Raw genomic sequence first — 15,326 nt, 5'->3', positions numbered from 1 at the left:
TTAACGCTTCTATGCTCTCCTATATGGGCAGCCACTTCTGTTCTTCAGCCGATTTTATGATGCTTTCCAACGCATGCTGGATATGGCGTCCTTCTTGGATGCTGGCAGCCAAGCCATCTCCAATGCCATTTAGTATATCCGCAAAGGACTGCATCTGGTCAGCGCAAAAGCGGTCCGGAATAGGCAGAGGAGTAAAGGCGCCTGCTCGGCCCACCACAGGGCCAATACACACCTCGATCTCGTCCACACCCGGCGCTTTGGCGTCCAGAGTGTACACAACGGCCCCTTTACTGCCGTAGATTTCAAGGCGCTGATAGTTTCCTCTGCCATAAGCGAACCGGGTGATCTCAAAGTTTGCAGCAATACCGTCCTCCATCTCCATAAGGTAGTTGCAGAAGTCGTCCACTTCCACAGGGCCAAAACCCTCGCCATCCTCCAGCCTGCGCATTTTGGTGAAGGTGTCCGCATGGGCCACGGCTTTCACGTAGTCCCTGCCTGTGACAAACCGTACCAGGTCCAGAGCATGGCACCCCAGATCACCTAAGGCTCCCGTGCCTGTAAGCTCTTTGATGTACCTCCATGAGCGTGGCAAATCCCATTCCGGGCCGCCACCGGCCTGTAGGTACTGCATATACACATGATAGATTTTCCCGATAGACCCGCCGGCAATGATATCCCTCATATATCTGGCCGCAGCCTTGAATCGGTAGGAAAAGCACACCATGTTGGGAAGGCCCTTTTCAGCCGTCATCCGCGCCAAAACATCCGCCTCCTCGGCGGTTATAGTAACGGGCTTTTCAATTGAATATGGCTTGCCCGCATCAATGGCGGCTTTTGCCACCTCAAAATGGGCATTATTTGAGGTGGAGATGTCAATAGCATCCACGTCCGGGCAGTTTATCAGATCGTGATAATCCGCAAAGCAATGGGCGCTGTCAATACCGTATTTTTCCTGGGCGTACTGCATACGCTCTGGCTTCAGATCACACACGGCGGTCAATTTTAAATCCGGGCTGCTGGCAATACCGGGGAGATGGACGCCGCGGGAAATGCCGCCGATACCAACGCTTCCTATTCTCCAAATTTTCTTTTCCATAGCGAAGTCCTCCTAAATATTTAAATAAGCAGTTTTATGGAATGAAAGCCCGGAATAAATCCCGGGCTTCATCCATATAAGTGAATGTTTATCTTTTATTCGGCATTATAGGCGTCCAAAGCTGCCTGATAGATTTCCATAAGGCGATCCAGGCCCATCTTTTTCAGCTGTTCAATATAACCGTCCCAATCCTTCTCAATGCCGCCATTTACAATCCAGTTGGCCCAGCACTCCTTTACATACTTGTAGATGTCCACAGTAAGCTTGGATATCTCATCCATCTGTTCGGGGGTATAGTTTACCACTGGATAGGGCTGCGCCACAAATTCCTTGAAGTCCTCATCGCACTCCAACTTTGCGCCATCACCGCTTCCGGCAGGCAGCTGGATCTTGGCTTCAGTTTCAGGGGATACGTACTTAGGTCCATAGTCACGGCAGGTAATCTCCCAGTACCACACATCACCGGTCTTGCCCTCGGGGGGATCCAGGAAGGTGATGGTGCCGTCGTCGGCCTTTTCAAGCGCCTCACCGAACGGCCCCCAGTAGGACTGGATAGAAATGTCGTCGGATGAATAGTAGTCGGCCCAGCGCATGGCAACTTCAGGATGTTCGCAGGCGGTGGTTACGGTAAAGTTATTGCGCCGATAGATGATAATACCGTCATTGCCGCGCACATAGCGGTCGCCTCGGGGGCCAGCCAGGGGCGGCATGGGCACATACTCGTCAGAGTGGGGGTTGGTGGCGGAGCTGACCTCCCAGGCAATGCCTGTGCCAACCAGAGAAACCTCCTCGTTTTTCAGTTTGGCATCGGACTGGCTGCCATCCTGGGTGAAGTATTCCTGATCCATAATGCCTTCGGCATAGAGCTTTTCAAAGAACTGCACAGCCTCTTTATAACGCTCGTCGGCGGGGATAAAGATAGGCTCGCCGGTCTCCTGCTCCAGAGCCAGATAGTTGGTCTCAAGGCTGTCGGTGATACCCCAGGGATTGATGTAGCGGATCCAGTCGAACATATCATTTTTGCCGCTGCCGCTGAGGGGAATCTCATCGTTAGGATCACCGTTTCCGTTGGCATCCTGCTCTTTAAAGGCTTTGAGTACATTGTACCACTCGTCCACTGTGGTAGGCATCTCCAGCTTCAGGTTATCAAGCCATTTCTGGTTGATGAAGGGGATATCACAGGCCTTGGGGCGCAATGGAAGCTTGCTGTTTAGAGAGTAGATATGCCCGTCGGGCTGGGTCACCATCTTGCGCATAATGGGTTCCGCCTCATAGGCCGCCTTGATATTGGGACAATATTGATCTATATACTCCTCAATAGGCACAAACAGATCAAAGTTTGTCAGAATGTCCATATCACCCAGGCTGTTGTCGCCAAAGAATACATCCGGCAGGTCGCCGCCAGCCAACAGTAAAGATTTCTGCTCACCCCAGTCAGCGTCACCCGCATACTGCCAGTCAATGATGACGTTGGTGGTTTTCTCCATCTCCTGGAACATGCTGTTTTCCTTGAAATCCCGCAAATTTGCGCCTTTGACATACAGGAAGGATAACGTCACCGGTTCATTGACAATGGGAAAGCCAGTGGGGTTGAAGTTGGCGTCCCCGGTTGTTCCGGCACTGCTGTCCTCGCCAGATGAGGAGGACTGGCCACCGGAACTGGAAGAGCTGTTGCCACTGTCGCCGCCGCAGGCCGCAAACAGGGAAGCTGTCAGGCAGAGGACCAATAGTAGGGCCAAAGCCTTTTTCCAATTTTGCTTCATGATTTTCTGCTCCTTTCAACGAAAGAAAAATTTATTTTTGACAGCGGCTATGGTATTCCCAGGCCGCGATGTCACAAAGATTATCCTTTTATCGCACCGATCATTACGCCCTGGCTGAAGTATTTCTGTACAAAGGGGTATACGCACATTATCGGCACTGTGCTGATGATTATTACCGCATATTTCATCAGCTCAGAAAGGCGGCGCGCTTCCTGGGCGGCCAAGCCATCACCTGTGCCCGCCATTGCCTGGTTGGTGATGAGAATATTCCGTATTACCAGTTGCAGAGGTTTCAGACCTTCACTGCGAATATATACCAGAGCATTGAAATAGGCGTTCCATTGGGAAACCGCAGTGTATAGGGCAATGACAGCTAAAACAGCCTTTGAAAGGGGAAGCGCAATCTGGAAGAAGAACCGAAGGTTCCCGCAACCATCGATCTGGGCTGCATCCAGTATGCCCTGGGGCAGGCTGCTGTCAAAGAAAGTTCGGGCAATTATAATATGGTAGACCACAACAGAAAAAGGCAGCACCATCACCCAAAAGGTATCATAGAGGCCAAAATCTCGGATGGTGAAGTATGTAGGTATCAGGCCCCCGTTAAAAAACATGGTAAAGATGAAGTAAAATGTTATTGCCTTGCGCCCAACTAAGTCCTTGCGAGACAGGGCATAGGCGGCGGGAATATTCACCGCCAGGCCGATCAGCGAACCGAGCACAGTGTACACAATAGTATTGCGATAACCGACCCAAAGCTCTGAGTGGCGCATGATCTCCTTATAGCCGTCCAAGGTAAACTGGCTGGGGAAAAACCACACCTTTCCGTTGGCCACTTCTGTAGGATTGCTGAAGGATGCAATAATAATAAAGTACAACGGATAGATCACAATGAGCAGGATAATTATGCTTACACTATAAAGGATGATGTTGAAAATCAGGTCGTTCCGAGTCACCTGGCGTCTGATAGAGCCCAGATTAGCCATATAAATCCCTCCAAATTGATATTATTCCTCTAAAACAGGCTGGTATCGCCCATCTTCTTGGAAACCTGATTTACCAACAACAGAAGCACAAAATTGATCACATTGTTGAACAGGCCCACCGCAGCTGAAAGGCTGTACTGATTACTAATGATGCCGATTTTGTATACATATGTGGAAATAATTTCGCTGACCATAGTATTCAGAGGGTTCTGCATCAGGTAAACTTTTTCGAAGCCCACATTCATTATACTTCCCGCACGCATTATCAGCAGGATTACCGCCGTGGGCAGCAAGAAAGGAATGTCGATATATTTGATCTTCTGCCACTTCCCTGCACCGTCCACTGTGGCTGCCTCATACAGCGATGGATCTACAGCCGCCAGGGCCGCGATATAGATGATACTGTCCCAGCCCGCGTGCTGCCAAACGTCGCTCCACACGTAGATGCTCTGAAAGGCTCCGGCCATGCCAAGAATATTGGGCGGGTCGTTAATGCCGAAGAGCTTGGCCAAATTGCCGTAAAGACCGCTGCTGGGAGAGAGCCACACCAACAGCATACCCACCATAACCACTGTAGAGATGAAGTGGGGCAGATAGGTGGCCACCTGCAAAGTCTGTTTAAAGCGCTTTACCCGGATCTGATTCATTGCCAAGGCAAGGATGATAGGAAACGGGAATCCGGCCACCAAACTGTAAAGGCTGAGTGAGATGGTGTTGGTAAATAGCGACTTTACCTGGAAGGAGTTGAAGAAGGTTTGAAAATGCTCCCAACCTACCCAAGGACTGCCTCCAATACCTGTTTTCGGAGCGAAATCCTTAAAGGCAATTTGGATGCCGTACATTGGGATATACGTGAACATGAACAAAAGAACCACTGCAGGTAGCAGCAACAGATAGAGTCCCCAGTTTTTGGATATCCTCTTCCAGAGGGAACTGCTCTGTGGACGCCTGCTCAGATTTTTACCGGCCGCCTTCGCCGCCATATGCCTCGCACCCTTTCTTTGGACCCATGCCCTGAATTGGGTCCATAATTTTGAACAATCTAATTATTACACAAGTATGAATTTTTGGAAATGCTTGAATTTGGGATTTGTTAACACTTTTTGCTCTTTTCTGAGGAATTCGATAAAAAATTGTATTATGAAATGAGGGACAGTGAGGACACGCACAAAAAAACCATAGGGCATGGGATGCCCTATGGGGAAAAGTTCCATATTTATATAACTTGATATAGGCTTTCTTGAGACTTTTGCTAAACTCAGATAAAGAAGACACTTTGCACAAAAAATGATAAATTTTTGAATAGCCAAATTATTGTTTCTTCTGCCCAGTCTGTATACCATAAGTATCAGCCAACTTCCTGGCCTGTTGATACTTGTTCTGTTTCCAGTGGATCAACATAGAATTGTCTCGGTTTTCCATTTCTAACAAGGTTTCCCGGTAAATTGTCTCCACCTCATTTTGAGGGGTAGAGACAATCATACGCACTATCTGAGACTGACGATAATTCTCTACAGATTCAAAAATATTGGATAGCCGAGTGTCTGCGTAATGGGCAAAAAGTATTTCATAAGGGATCGTAGCTTCGGCGTATTCTTCATAAATGCCGCCTATGCTCCCGGAGGCAAAGCCATAACACTCTGGAAAGTCAGTAAAGCCTCCCGCAGAGGCTGCAAGTTCCTGCTGCGGGGTGAACTCCGCGGTTTGGCGGCAAAAGCACAACAAAAGCCGTACTTGGGCCTTTGGGAAATCACTGTTCTTCATAAAAACCGTAGAGGCATACTGCTCGTCATAATTCTGACGGAACTGGAAGGGTTTTCCGGAGTCAGGAGTAATGGGCCCCACAATTTCGTAATCTTTCCAGATAGGATCATTTTCCGGCAAAGCCTGAAGTATTGGATAGAGAGTGGATGTAGCTACCAGAAAAACCTTCTCTTCGCGCAACTGGGAAAGCAGATAGCTTTGCGTCATGGTAAACACATCCTGATCAAGAAGACGCTCTTTATAAAGGTAGTTCATCCATTCCAGTGCTTCCAGTGTTTCCTCCTGGAAGAATTTATCCTGCCAGCAGCCTTGCTGATCCAAACTTCTGGCGCCAAACATCTGCTGTAGGGTGGAGAGATCAAAGTAGCATGGGGCAATTCCCGGCTCTGCTTTGCGAATGGATATCAATGCCTGAACGGTATCTTCCTTGCCGGAAAAACAATTCTTGGGTATGTTATGCGTTTCTAAAAGCCGTTTATTTGCCAGCATCACGACTCCAGCTTTTGCGCTTGTCCCCATTGGAAGAGTAGAACTGGTGTGTGGATATGCGTATACATCTCCCTTGGTGTTTCCGCACCAGTCCAGGAATTCATTGGAAAGCTGGAAATCCGGCAGCTCTCTATCTAAGAGCCACTGCAAGTTTTCCGCCATTCCGGAGGTCTCAAAGCGCTTCAGTTTGGGATCAATATAGCAGCGGGTGACTACGTCGCTTGTTTTTCCAGCGGCAACCAGATTCAGGAACTTATCGGCTGAGCACACTGTGATGGTCACTGGCATTCCGGCCATCTCCTCTAATTGTGAAGTGTCAGGCAGCAGCTCTGCATATTCGGAGGATTCACCTCCATCCCGCGTTATAAACACCCACTGGAGTTTATCCGTTGGAGGGTCCGGCAGAGGTTGAAATCCTTCCTCAGGTTTGAAACTTACCGAAAACATCCAGAACAGAAAAACTGCCACAGCCAGCAAAACGACCATAATAAATATCAGCAGAGCAAAAACTGTACGCCATATCCTGTTCCCCTCATTCTTTCTATTCATACACTTCATTTCCCATTTATAAAAGTACAATAAGTATTTTTACTAAAATTCTTCTCGAATCCATCTGATATAAAACCAAAATGTCGGTTTACATTAGTAGTGGCCGATACATCTAATTATATGGGATAAGGATGCAAAAGGCAAGAGAAAACGCAAAATACAAACAGCTCTCTGAAACTACTCGTCAGAAACAGCTGGCTCCAGTATTTTCGGGGGAAATATAAATTGACTTTTACCTGGATTTTACACACCGTCCCTTTTGAATTTTACATTATTCCCCTATCATAAAAGCATAAAACTGAAAGGGGAAATCAACATGAAGAAAATCACCACACTTGCACTGGCGGCACTGACCGCCGCCACCATTCTCACTGGCTGCACCCAGAAAACCGCCGGTACTGTCTCCACAGACGGCTCCACCTCCATGGAGAAGGTCATCGGCGCGCTGGGAGAATCCTTCCAGGAGCAGAATGAAGGCGCCGCCTTCACCTACAACCCCACCGGCTCCGGCTCGGGCATCCAGGCCGTGCAGGAGGGTCGCTGCGACATCGGCCTCTCCAGCCGGGAGCTGAAGGAGGAGGAAACCGCCCAGGGCCTGACCGCCACGGTGCTGGCCTATGACGGTATTGCCGTTATCGTCAACCCGGAGAATCCTGTGGCAGACCTGGACACGGAGACTATTGCTAAGCTCTACACCGGGGAGATCGAGAACTGGAAGGACGCGGGCGGCAATGACGCGCCCGTGGTGCTCATCGGCCGGGAGGCGGGCAGCGGCACCCGGGACGGCTTTGAATCCATCACCGGCACGGAAGAAAAATGCCAATACCGCCAGGAGCTGACCTCTACCGGCGATGTGATAACCGCCGTGGCCCAGAACCCGGACGCCATCGGCTACGCCTCCCTGGCCTCGGTGAAGGACAGCGTCCGGGCCATTACGGTGAACGGCGTGGCACCCACAGAAGATACCGTGAAGGACGGCAGCTATGTCATCCAGCGGCCTTTCATCCTGGTGACGAAAACCGATGCCAAGCTTTCCGAAACGGCCCAGGCCTTCTTCGACTTCGCCACCTCCGCCGAAGCGGCCCCGCTGATCTCCGGCGCGGGCGCGGTCCCGGCCAACTGAGGGCCGCCCTATGGAAAACATACAGACCTCCCGCGCACAGCTCAGCCGGAGGCCCCGGGCCCGGCGGCAGCTTACCGAGCGCTTCTTCCACGGATTGTTCCTCATACTTGGCCTTGTCACAGTAGGCTGCGTGCTGCTCATCACCGTTTTTCTGGTACTGTCCGGCATACCGGCCATTGGGGAGATCGGCCTGTTCGACTTCCTGCTGGGAGACACCTGGGAGTCCACCGCCCGGGACCCCAGGTTCGGTATTTTGCCCTTCATCCTCACCAGCGTATACGGCACGGCAGGGGCGATCCTGTTCGGGGTGCCGGTGGGGTTCTTCACGGCGGTGTACCTTGCAAAGCTGGCCCCGCCCAGAGTGAAGTCCGTGGTGGGGAGCGCGGTCAGTCTGCTGGCGGGCATCCCCTCGGTGGTGTACGGCCTGGTGGGTATGCTGATTCTGGTGCCGGGAATCCGCACACTGTTCCATGTCCCGGACGGGGCAAGTCTGCTGGCGGCGATTATCGTGCTGGCGGTCATGATACTGCCTTCTATTATAAAGGTATCAGTGACAGCGCTTGAGGCTGTTCCCCACGAATATGAGGAGGCCTCCCTGGCCCTGGGTGCCACTCCTGTAGAAACATACTTTAAGGTAACGGCCCCCGCTGCCAAGAGCGGCATCGCGGCGGCAGTGGTGCTGGGGGTGGGCCGGGCCATCGGCGAGGCTATGGCGGTGATGATGGTCTCCGGCAACGTGCCCAACATGCCCTCCCTCTTTGGGAGCGTGCGCTTTCTCACCACGGCGGTTGCCAGCGAGATGTCCTACTCCAGCCCGGGGAGCCTCCAAAGAGAGGCACTGTTCTCCATCGCCCTGGTGCTGTACCTGTTCATCCTGCTGATCAACGCCGCGCTGAACTTTTTCCTCAAGCGGAGCAGGGAGGGCTGACATGAAACGAAAAGCATACTCCTTCGCCATGCGCGGCCTGATGGCCCTCTCCGTTGCCATAACCTGCGGATTCGCCCTGTTCATCATCGTCTATGTACTCTGTAAGGGGCTGCCCAACATCACCTGGCAGCTGCTCTCCACCGGCCCCAGTATCCTGAACGACCGCATCGGCATTTTGCCGGACATCCTCAATACCCTCTACCTCATCTTAGCGGCCCTTGCCGTTGTGCTGCCCCTGGGGGTGGGCGCGGCTGTGTATCTGACCGAATACGCGGCAAGTAAAAGGCTGGTGTCCGTGATCGAGTACGCCGCCGAGACCCTCTCGGGCATACCCTCCATCATCTACGGCTTCGTTGGCATGATGCTCTTTGCCGGGACCTTCGGCACCTCCCTGCTGGCAGGGGCCCTGACTTTGGTCATCATGAACCTGCCCACTGTCATGCGCACGGCTCAGGAGAGCCTGAAAACTGTCCCTCAAAGCTACCGCGAGGGGGCCTTCGGCCTGGGGGCGGGCAAGTGGCGGGTGGTGCGCACGGTGGTGCTGCCCGGGTGCGTGGACGGCGTGATAACCGGCTGTATCCTGTCAGTGGGGCGCATTCTGGGCGAGTCGGCGGCGCTGCTCTTTACCGCCGGGTTTGCCCATGTAGTCAACGGCTTCTTCACCGGGCTGGGCAGCTCCGGGGCCTCGCTGACGGTTGCCATGTACGTCTACGCCAAAGACCGGGGCGAGTTTGAAGCGGCCTTTGCCATCGCGGCAATTCTGCTGGTGCTGACCCTGCTGGTCAACCTCTGTGCCGCTCTGGCAGGCTGGTATTTCAAGAAAAGGAGGGCATGAGCCAATGGAGGAAATTATCACCGCAAAAGACCTCTGTTTATGGTATAGCAGCACCCAGGCGCTGAAAAATGTGAGCATTCCCATCTATGAGAACAGCATCACCGCCTTTATCGGCCCGTCCGGCTGTGGAAAGTCCACATTTCTCAAGACCTTGAACCGCATGAACGACCTGGTCCCCGGGGTGAAGATAACCGGCGAGCTGAGGTATGGGGGTAAAAATATCTATGGGCCCGACGTGGACGTAAACGGGCTCCGCCGGGAGATCGGCATGGTGTTCCAGAAACCGAACCCCTTCCCTATGAGCATTTACGACAACATCGCCTACGGCCCCCGCACCCACGGGGTCAAAAGCCGGGCCAAGCTGGACGATATCGTGGAGCGTTCCCTCCGGGGCGCGGCCATCTGGGACGAAGTGAAGGATAGGCTGAAAAAGAACGCCCTGGGCCTCTCCGGGGGCCAGCAGCAGAGGCTGTGCATCGCCCGGGCCCTGGCCGTGGAGCCGAAGGTGCTGCTCATGGACGAGCCCACCAGCGCCCTGGACCCCATCTCCACCGGGAAGATAGAGGAGCTCACGATGCAGCTCAAGGAGAAGTACACCATCGTCATGGTGACCCACAATATGCAGCAGGCGGTGCGGGTCTCAGACTACACGGCGTTCTTCCTGCTGGGGGAGCTGGTGGAGTTCGGCGGCACGGAGAAGCTTTTCTCCCGGCCGGAGCAGAAAAAGACGGAAGAATACATTACGGGGAGGTTTGGATGATGAGGAACCGGTTCGATGAACAGCTTGCCCGGATGAACAGGGAGCTGATACAGATGGGCGCCCTGTGTGAGGAGGCCATCTCCCTTGCCTCAAGGGCCCTGGCCGAGGGGAGCCGGGAGTACGCGGAGAAGGTCTCCGCTATCGCCGCCGAGACGGACCGGATGGAGCGGGACATCGAGAGCCTGTGCTTAAAGCTCCTCCTGCAGCAGCAGCCGGTGGCAAGGGATTTAAGGCAGATATCCGCCGCGCTGAAAATCATAACCGACATGGAGCGCATCGGCGACCAGGCCGAGGACATAGCCGAGATAGTCCTCATCCTGATAGCCGAGGGCCACGCCCCGGAGCGCCTGGAGCATATCCACGAGATGACCCGCTCGGCTGTGGAAATGGTGACCGACAGCGTAGACGCCTATGTGTCAAGGGACACGGCCCTTGCGGCGTCTGTCATTGCCGGCGACGACCTGCTGGACGATTACTTCAAACGGGTCAGGCGCTCGCTGATCAAGCGGATAGCCCGGGAGCCCTCGGAGGGGGAATACGCCCTGGACCTGATGATGATAGACAAGTACCTGGAGCGCATCGGCGACCATGCAGTGAACATTGCCCAGTGGGTGATATTCTCCGTGACAGGGGAGAAAGACCTGGCCCCGGCTTGCGAAGAGAAAAGGGATGTGGTACAATAGACCGGCGAAGGAGGGGAGCATTATGATATACTGTGTGGAAGACGACGACGGCATAAGGGGGCTGATGAGCTATGCCCTTACAGCCGCCGGGTTTGAGGTCAGGGGCTTTCCCGACAGCGGCGGCCTGTTTGAGGCCATTCGGAGCGAGCCGCCCCAGCTGATCCTCCTGGACATCATGCTGCCCGGCGAGGACGGGCTCACTATTCTGAAAAGGCTCCGCGCCCATACCGCCACCGCCGGAATACCTGTTATCATGGCAACGGCAAAGGGCACGGAATACGACAAGGTCACGGGCCTTGATATGGGCGCGGACGACTACATCTCAAAGCCCTTTGGTATGACGGAGATGGTGTCGAGAGTGAAGGCCGTACTCCGGCGCTGCGCCCCCAAAGAGGAGAACATCGTCGAGGCGGGCGGCCTTCGGATGAATACCGGGGAGCGCACCGTAACGGCGGACGGCGGGCGGGTGGACCTGACCTATAAGGAGTTCGAGCTGCTAAGACTGTTCCTGTCCCGGCCCGGGATGGTGTTCACCCGGGAGCAGCTCCTTGCTGAGGTCTGGGACGTGGAGTACGCCGGGGAGACCCGGACGGTTGACATGCACATCAAGACCCTGCGGCAGAAGCTGGGAAAGTCCGGCTCCATGATAAAGACCGTGCGAAGCGTCGGCTACCGTCTGGAGGCGTCAGAATGACTAAGCGGATTTTTCACTCCATTTTGGCGGTGTCGGCGGCGGTGCTGCTGGCAAACATCATCATTGTGATGGGTTGCCTATACCAGTACTACCGGGACATTGAGGAAAGCCAGCTGGCGGACGAGCTGTACCTTGCGGCCCAGGGGGTCGAGAAAGGCGGCAGGGGCTATCTTGAGGGGATAGACAGCAAAAGCTACCGCCTGACCTGGGTCTCCCCGGACGGGACGGTGCTCTTCGACACGGCTGAGGACTATAGAAAGCTGGGCAATCACGGAAACCGGGAGGAAATACAGGAGGCGCTTCTGGGCGGCGAGGGCGAGAGCTCCCGCTTTTCCGGCACCATGACCGAGGAGACCTTCTACCGGGCCCGCAAGCTGAGCGACGGCACGGTGCTGAGGATTTCCGTCAGCCGGGCTACCATGTTCACCCTGGTGATGGCCATGCTCCAACCCATGACGATTGTGGGCATACTGGCTGTGGTGTTTTCGGCCCTGCTGGCCCATAGGCTTGCAAAGCGCATTGTCCGGCCGCTGAACCGGCTGGACCTGGACAGGCCACTTGAGAACGAGACCTATGAGGAGCTGGCCCCGCTGCTCAAAAAGATACACCGCCAGCGGCTGCAGATATCGGAGCAAATGCAGAGCCTGAAAAAGCGGGCCGATGAGTTCGTGCAGATAACCTCCCACATGAACGAGGGGCTGGTCCTGCTGGACAGGGACGGCAAAATCGTCAGCATGAACCCGGCGGCAAAGACTATTTTCCATACGGACAGCTCCTGCCTGGGGCAGGATTTCCTGCTTGTTGACCACAGCCATGCCATCAGCGCGGCGCTGGAAGAGGCTGCCGGGCAGGGGCACAGCGAGCTCAGAATGGAGCGGGACGGCAGGGAGTACCAGCTTGACCTGAGCCGCATACAAACTGACGGAGCGCCTGCCGGAACGGTCCTGCTGGCTTTCGATGTGACCGAGCAGGCGGAGGCTGAGCGGATGCGCCGGGAGTTCGCCGCAAATGTGTCCCACGAGCTGAAAACGCCCTTGCAGGTCATCACCGGCAGCGCGGAGATGCTGGATGACGGCACGGTAAAGCCCCAGGACGCGCCGGAGTTTATCCATCTCATCCGTACCGAGTCGGCCCGAATGATGTCCCTGGTGGAGGATATCATCCACCTGTCCCGGCTGGACGAGGGAGCCCCCGCCGGTATGGAGCCGGTCGACCTGTACGAGACTGCCCGGGCGGCGGTCTCGGCGTTAGAAAGCAGGGCGAAGGAGAAGCATGTCGCTCTGTCTGTCAGCGGGGGAGCGGCCAGTGTCATGGGGGTGCCGGGGTATCTCTATGAGATGGTCTATGACCTTTGCGACAACGCCATCCAGTACAATGTGGAGGCTGGCCGCGTGGAGGTGAGCGTCACGAAGGAGGGAGGCAGCACAGTGCTGACCGTAAAGGATACCGGCATCGGCATACCGAAGGAGTATCAGGCGCGGGTGTTCGAGCGGTTCTTCCGGGTGGATAAGAGCCGGTCAAAGGCCTCGGGCGGCACAGGGCTGGGGCTGTCTATCGTGAAGCATATTGCCCGGGTCCATGGGGCGGCGGTCAGCCTGTCCAGCAGGGCCGGGGAGGGGACTTTGGTTTCGGTTGTGTTTTAGTGTGGACAAATAGCATTCTGATGTTTTTCGGAAGTCCTGGTTGGATAGGCACCGGAAAGTGTCGGGGAGTAGTGAGTTGCTTTATTGAATCAGCCGAGCAGTCACCTCGTCCTTGCGCACAAATGGGTTTCCCCAATATCGGGAATCCCAAGAGTTTCCCACATTGTCTCCCTGCACGTAAAAACACCGCTCCAGCACTGTCAGCAGTTTTCCACAATGCGACACCACATTCCCTTCCGTTGCAGCAATCCTCTTCACCAGTAGCTTGCCCTCATGCCAGAACACAATGATATCCCCCGCCTTCAACTCACCAAATAGCCTGCTTCCAACGATAATACTCCACTTCTTCAGTGTTGGCTCCATAGACTCCGATGGAACATAGCCGATAAACAGCACAAAACGAAACAGCAGGCAAGTAGCCAACAGAGCAAGCACTGGTACGATTACTTTCCATTTTCTTCGCATAGTATTCCTCCATAAACAGAAAAAGCTGGGTACCGAGTTCTCCCCCCGGTACCCAGCTAAGTATTTTTACGCCGCGTAAATCTCCATCATAGCTGCCGACTTCGGCCTACCCTTCAGAAACTTCCGCGCTTTCGACACATAGGCGCTCACCAGATTATCGCTCGCGCCCATCTTCTCGCCGATCTCCCGGCAGGTATAGCCCTTGGCCATCAGCAACATGTCGTCAATGCCCTTGACAACGTGGGGAGGGGCTTCCGCTTTAGCAGACGTCAGCTCCCGTACTACGTCAAAGTTGATTTCAGCCCGGTGCTCGTCAGTGTTGGCATCGGGAATATCCCGATTATACTCATCAAACACCTCAGCGTTCCTCTGCTTGTTAGCCTTGACCAGCACATCGCAAATCTCGTGCCAAATCAGCCGGTAGGCGTATGTAGAGAACGTCCCACCCTTATCGGTAGCCGCAGCCTTGCAAAGGCCGATACACCCAACCTGAAACAGATCCTCCCGGGTGTAGCTGCCAACGGCTGACTGTCCTTTGAGCTTGTCCCCCAGTACCTTGTACACCAGGCCCAGGTTCTCCTCCACCTTGACTTGCTGCTCTTTCGTCAGTTTCATGATACCCTCCGTTCTCCCGGGCCATGCCGGGGCCGCGCGTTGTGGGGTTGCAGGAGCTTTCTGCTGTCCTGGATCACCAGCTTGCAGTAATACTCGCCCAGGTGCCCGATGTGTGCGTCCTTGAGAGGCACGCAGATCTTGTCCGCCAACCATCTGTAGGACTCCTGCCGGGTCATGCGGCCGGTTTTGTAGAGCTGATCGAAATAGTAATGTGCCGTGCGCCGGAGCGAGCGCAGCTCGTGATTGGCAAGGCTCCCCATGGGGATGTTGGTGCCGGGGTGAACCTTCACATAGGCGTCGCACTCCGGGTAACGACTGCAGACGTAGAGCATAGCTCCCTGGCTGTTCTCGCGGTAGATACCGTCGGCACTCCTAAGCACCACAGGACTGCCGCAATAGGGGCAGCGCATCCGTTGAGATTTATTCTTCGGACTTTTATGTTTTACTCATATTGAAATTCCTCCAAACTCGAAAAAAAGAAAATAAAAAAGCCGGAAGGTGCAAAGAACACCGGGCTGCCTGGATAGCAGGCGACCCTGAAGTGTTCTATTGCAGCCTTCCGGCCTTGTCTTCAAAACAGCGGGCGAACCCGCTGGTCTACGTTATTGAGGACTCCATCAAGTAGTCCGTCCCGGTGCGCTATCCTTCCGGGAGCCTGAACGTAGCGGTCTTTATAGAAGTATTATAGCACACCGGAGTGCAAAAAGCAAGAGTCAAAATGCGTTTTGCGCATACTTGTTTGCTTTTATGCCTTTTGAGCATTGACCACTTTTATCAGTCTTTTTTTTGAACCGGTCTGGGGGGCGTCCTTCTTGCGCCTAAGAATCTGTTTAGCATCTATTTAAGAGCAGACGAATAAAGGCAAGAGAAAACATTTGAAAAGAGTTCTGTAATTTACGTTCGCAGTTTTTCCAGAGTCTCCGACATTTGTCGAGC

At 54.2% G+C, this 15,326-nt stretch carries 15 protein-coding genes and 1 pseudogene; 7 read left to right on the top strand and 9 right to left on the bottom strand.

Features of this window, described 5'->3' with window-relative positions:
• Positions 1–19: 19 nt before the first annotated feature.
• The 5 genes from U8U68_RS14625 to U8U68_RS14605 form a co-directional block, all read right to left on the bottom strand.
• A complete protein-coding gene (locus tag U8U68_RS14625; protein WP_322202044.1) occupies positions 20–1,096 on the bottom strand; it encodes a Gfo/Idh/MocA family protein in 1,077 nt (358 codons plus the stop codon).
• Between the two features lie 95 nt (positions 1,097–1,191).
• Positions 1,192–2,859 (bottom strand): type 2 periplasmic-binding domain-containing protein, encoded by a 1,668-nt coding sequence (locus U8U68_RS14620; RefSeq protein WP_322202042.1) that lies wholly within the window; start codon positions 2,857–2,859, stop codon positions 1,192–1,194.
• A gap of 80 nt (positions 2,860–2,939) precedes the next feature.
• Positions 2,940–3,842: a carbohydrate ABC transporter permease gene (locus U8U68_RS14615; RefSeq protein ID WP_322202040.1), complete on the bottom strand. Its 903-nt coding sequence runs from the start codon at positions 3,840–3,842 to the stop codon at positions 2,940–2,942.
• A gap of 29 nt (positions 3,843–3,871) precedes the next feature.
• The gene (locus U8U68_RS14610) at positions 3,872–4,702 is read right to left on the bottom strand and encodes an ABC transporter permease (RefSeq protein ID WP_322202038.1); all 831 of its coding nucleotides are present in this window, start codon (positions 4,700–4,702) and stop codon (positions 3,872–3,874) included.
• A 451-nt stretch (positions 4,703–5,153) separates the two neighbouring features.
• The gene (locus U8U68_RS14605; protein WP_322202036.1) at positions 5,154–6,644 is read right to left on the bottom strand and encodes a type 2 periplasmic-binding domain-containing protein; all 1,491 of its coding nucleotides are present in this window, start codon (positions 6,642–6,644) and stop codon (positions 5,154–5,156) included.
• 316 nt (positions 6,645–6,960) lie between these two features.
• Here U8U68_RS14605 and U8U68_RS14600 point away from each other — a divergent pair, with 316 nt between their 5' ends.
• From U8U68_RS14600 to U8U68_RS14570, 7 genes are read left to right on the top strand one after another with little or no spacing between them, the layout of a single operon-like run.
• Positions 6,961–7,767, top strand: a complete 807-nt coding sequence (locus U8U68_RS14600; RefSeq protein ID WP_322202034.1) for a phosphate ABC transporter substrate-binding protein — start codon at positions 6,961–6,963, stop codon at positions 7,765–7,767.
• Positions 7,768–7,777: 10 nt separating this feature from the next.
• On the top strand, positions 7,778–8,695 hold the full coding sequence (gene pstC / locus U8U68_RS14595; protein ID WP_322202032.1) for a phosphate ABC transporter permease subunit PstC: 918 nt from the start codon (positions 7,778–7,780) through the stop codon (positions 8,693–8,695).
• A 1-nt stretch (position 8,696) separates the two neighbouring features.
• Positions 8,697–9,530 carry a phosphate ABC transporter permease PstA gene (gene pstA, locus U8U68_RS14590; RefSeq protein ID WP_322202030.1) on the top strand — a complete coding sequence of 278 codons (834 nt, stop codon included), beginning with the start codon at positions 8,697–8,699 and terminating at the stop codon, positions 9,528–9,530.
• Between the two features lie 4 nt (positions 9,531–9,534).
• The gene (pstB, locus tag U8U68_RS14585; RefSeq protein ID WP_322202028.1) at positions 9,535–10,290 is read left to right on the top strand and encodes a phosphate ABC transporter ATP-binding protein PstB; all 756 of its coding nucleotides are present in this window, start codon (positions 9,535–9,537) and stop codon (positions 10,288–10,290) included.
• Positions 10,287–10,973, top strand: coding sequence for a phosphate signaling complex protein PhoU (phoU, locus tag U8U68_RS14580; RefSeq protein WP_437124438.1), 687 nt, complete (start codon positions 10,287–10,289; stop codon positions 10,971–10,973). Before pstB ends, phoU begins: the two co-directional genes overlap by 4 nt.
• A gap of 22 nt (positions 10,974–10,995) precedes the next feature.
• Positions 10,996–11,667 carry a response regulator transcription factor gene (locus U8U68_RS14575; RefSeq protein ID WP_322202026.1) on the top strand — a complete coding sequence of 224 codons (672 nt, stop codon included), beginning with the start codon at positions 10,996–10,998 and terminating at the stop codon, positions 11,665–11,667.
• Positions 11,664–13,310 (top strand): sensor histidine kinase, encoded by a 1,647-nt coding sequence (locus tag U8U68_RS14570; RefSeq protein ID WP_322202024.1) that lies wholly within the window; start codon positions 11,664–11,666, stop codon positions 13,308–13,310. The genes U8U68_RS14575 and U8U68_RS14570 overlap by 4 nt, the downstream gene beginning before the upstream one ends.
• An 81-nt stretch (positions 13,311–13,391) precedes the next feature.
• On the opposite strand, the gene U8U68_RS14565 is transcribed toward U8U68_RS14570, so the two are convergent.
• From U8U68_RS14565 to U8U68_RS14550, 4 genes and pseudogenes are all read right to left on the bottom strand, one after another.
• Complete coding sequence (locus U8U68_RS14565) at positions 13,392–13,775, bottom strand: S26 family signal peptidase (protein WP_322202022.1); 384 nt, start codon at positions 13,773–13,775, stop codon at positions 13,392–13,394.
• 66 nt (positions 13,776–13,841) lie between these two features.
• Complete coding sequence (locus U8U68_RS14560) at positions 13,842–14,390, bottom strand: sigma-70 family RNA polymerase sigma factor (RefSeq protein WP_322202020.1); 549 nt, start codon at positions 14,388–14,390, stop codon at positions 13,842–13,844.
• Positions 14,387–14,800, bottom strand: a complete 414-nt coding sequence (locus U8U68_RS14555; RefSeq protein WP_322202018.1) for a DUF3268 family zinc-finger domain-containing protein — start codon at positions 14,798–14,800, stop codon at positions 14,387–14,389. Before U8U68_RS14555 ends, U8U68_RS14560 begins: the two co-directional genes overlap by 4 nt.
• Positions 14,801–15,220: 420 nt before the next feature.
• Positions 15,221–15,326 (bottom strand): annotated as a pseudogene (locus U8U68_RS14550) (IS5/IS1182 family transposase); the annotation flags it as partial.

This window comes from Acutalibacter intestini (assembly GCF_034334985.1).
In the GTDB taxonomy this organism is placed as follows: domain Bacteria; phylum Bacillota; class Clostridia; order Oscillospirales; family Acutalibacteraceae; genus Acutalibacter; species Acutalibacter intestini.
Note: the sequence above shows the minus strand (reverse complement) of the source record. Positions and strands in the feature narration are given on the sequence as shown.

Excerpts from the sequence above, each read along its gene's own strand:
- U8U68_RS14575 (WP_322202026.1), top strand. The coding sequence starts at position 10,996 with ATGATATACTGTGTGGAAGACGACGACGGCATAAGGGGGCTGATGAGC.
- U8U68_RS14600 (WP_322202034.1), top strand. The coding sequence starts at position 6,961 with ATGAAGAAAATCACCACACTTGCACTGGCGGCACTGACCGCCGCCACC.
- U8U68_RS14570 (WP_322202024.1), top strand. The coding sequence starts at position 11,664 with ATGACTAAGCGGATTTTTCACTCCATTTTGGCGGTGTCGGCGGCGGTG.
- U8U68_RS14610 (WP_322202038.1), bottom strand. The coding sequence starts at position 4,702 with ATGTTCACGTATATCCCAATGTACGGCATCCAAATTGCCTTTAAGGAT.
- U8U68_RS14605 (WP_322202036.1), bottom strand. The coding sequence starts at position 6,644 with ATGAATAGAAAGAATGAGGGGAACAGGATATGGCGTACAGTTTTTGCT.
- U8U68_RS14560 (WP_322202020.1), bottom strand. The coding sequence starts at position 14,390 with ATGAAACTGACGAAAGAGCAGCAAGTCAAGGTGGAGGAGAACCTGGGC.
- U8U68_RS14625 (WP_322202044.1), bottom strand. The coding sequence starts at position 1,096 with ATGGAAAAGAAAATTTGGAGAATAGGAAGCGTTGGTATCGGCGGCATT.
- U8U68_RS14620 (WP_322202042.1), bottom strand. The coding sequence starts at position 2,859 with ATGAAGCAAAATTGGAAAAAGGCTTTGGCCCTACTATTGGTCCTCTGC.
- U8U68_RS14615 (WP_322202040.1), bottom strand. The coding sequence starts at position 3,842 with ATGGCTAATCTGGGCTCTATCAGACGCCAGGTGACTCGGAACGACCTG.
- pstC (WP_322202032.1), top strand. The coding sequence starts at position 7,778 with ATGGAAAACATACAGACCTCCCGCGCACAGCTCAGCCGGAGGCCCCGG.
- U8U68_RS14555 (WP_322202018.1), bottom strand. The coding sequence starts at position 14,800 with ATGCGCTGCCCCTATTGCGGCAGTCCTGTGGTGCTTAGGAGTGCCGAC.
- pstB (WP_322202028.1), top strand. The coding sequence starts at position 9,535 with ATGGAGGAAATTATCACCGCAAAAGACCTCTGTTTATGGTATAGCAGC.
- U8U68_RS14565 (WP_322202022.1), bottom strand. The coding sequence starts at position 13,775 with ATGCGAAGAAAATGGAAAGTAATCGTACCAGTGCTTGCTCTGTTGGCT.
- phoU (WP_437124438.1), top strand. The coding sequence starts at position 10,287 with ATGATGAGGAACCGGTTCGATGAACAGCTTGCCCGGATGAACAGGGAG.
- pstA (WP_322202030.1), top strand. The coding sequence starts at position 8,697 with ATGAAACGAAAAGCATACTCCTTCGCCATGCGCGGCCTGATGGCCCTC.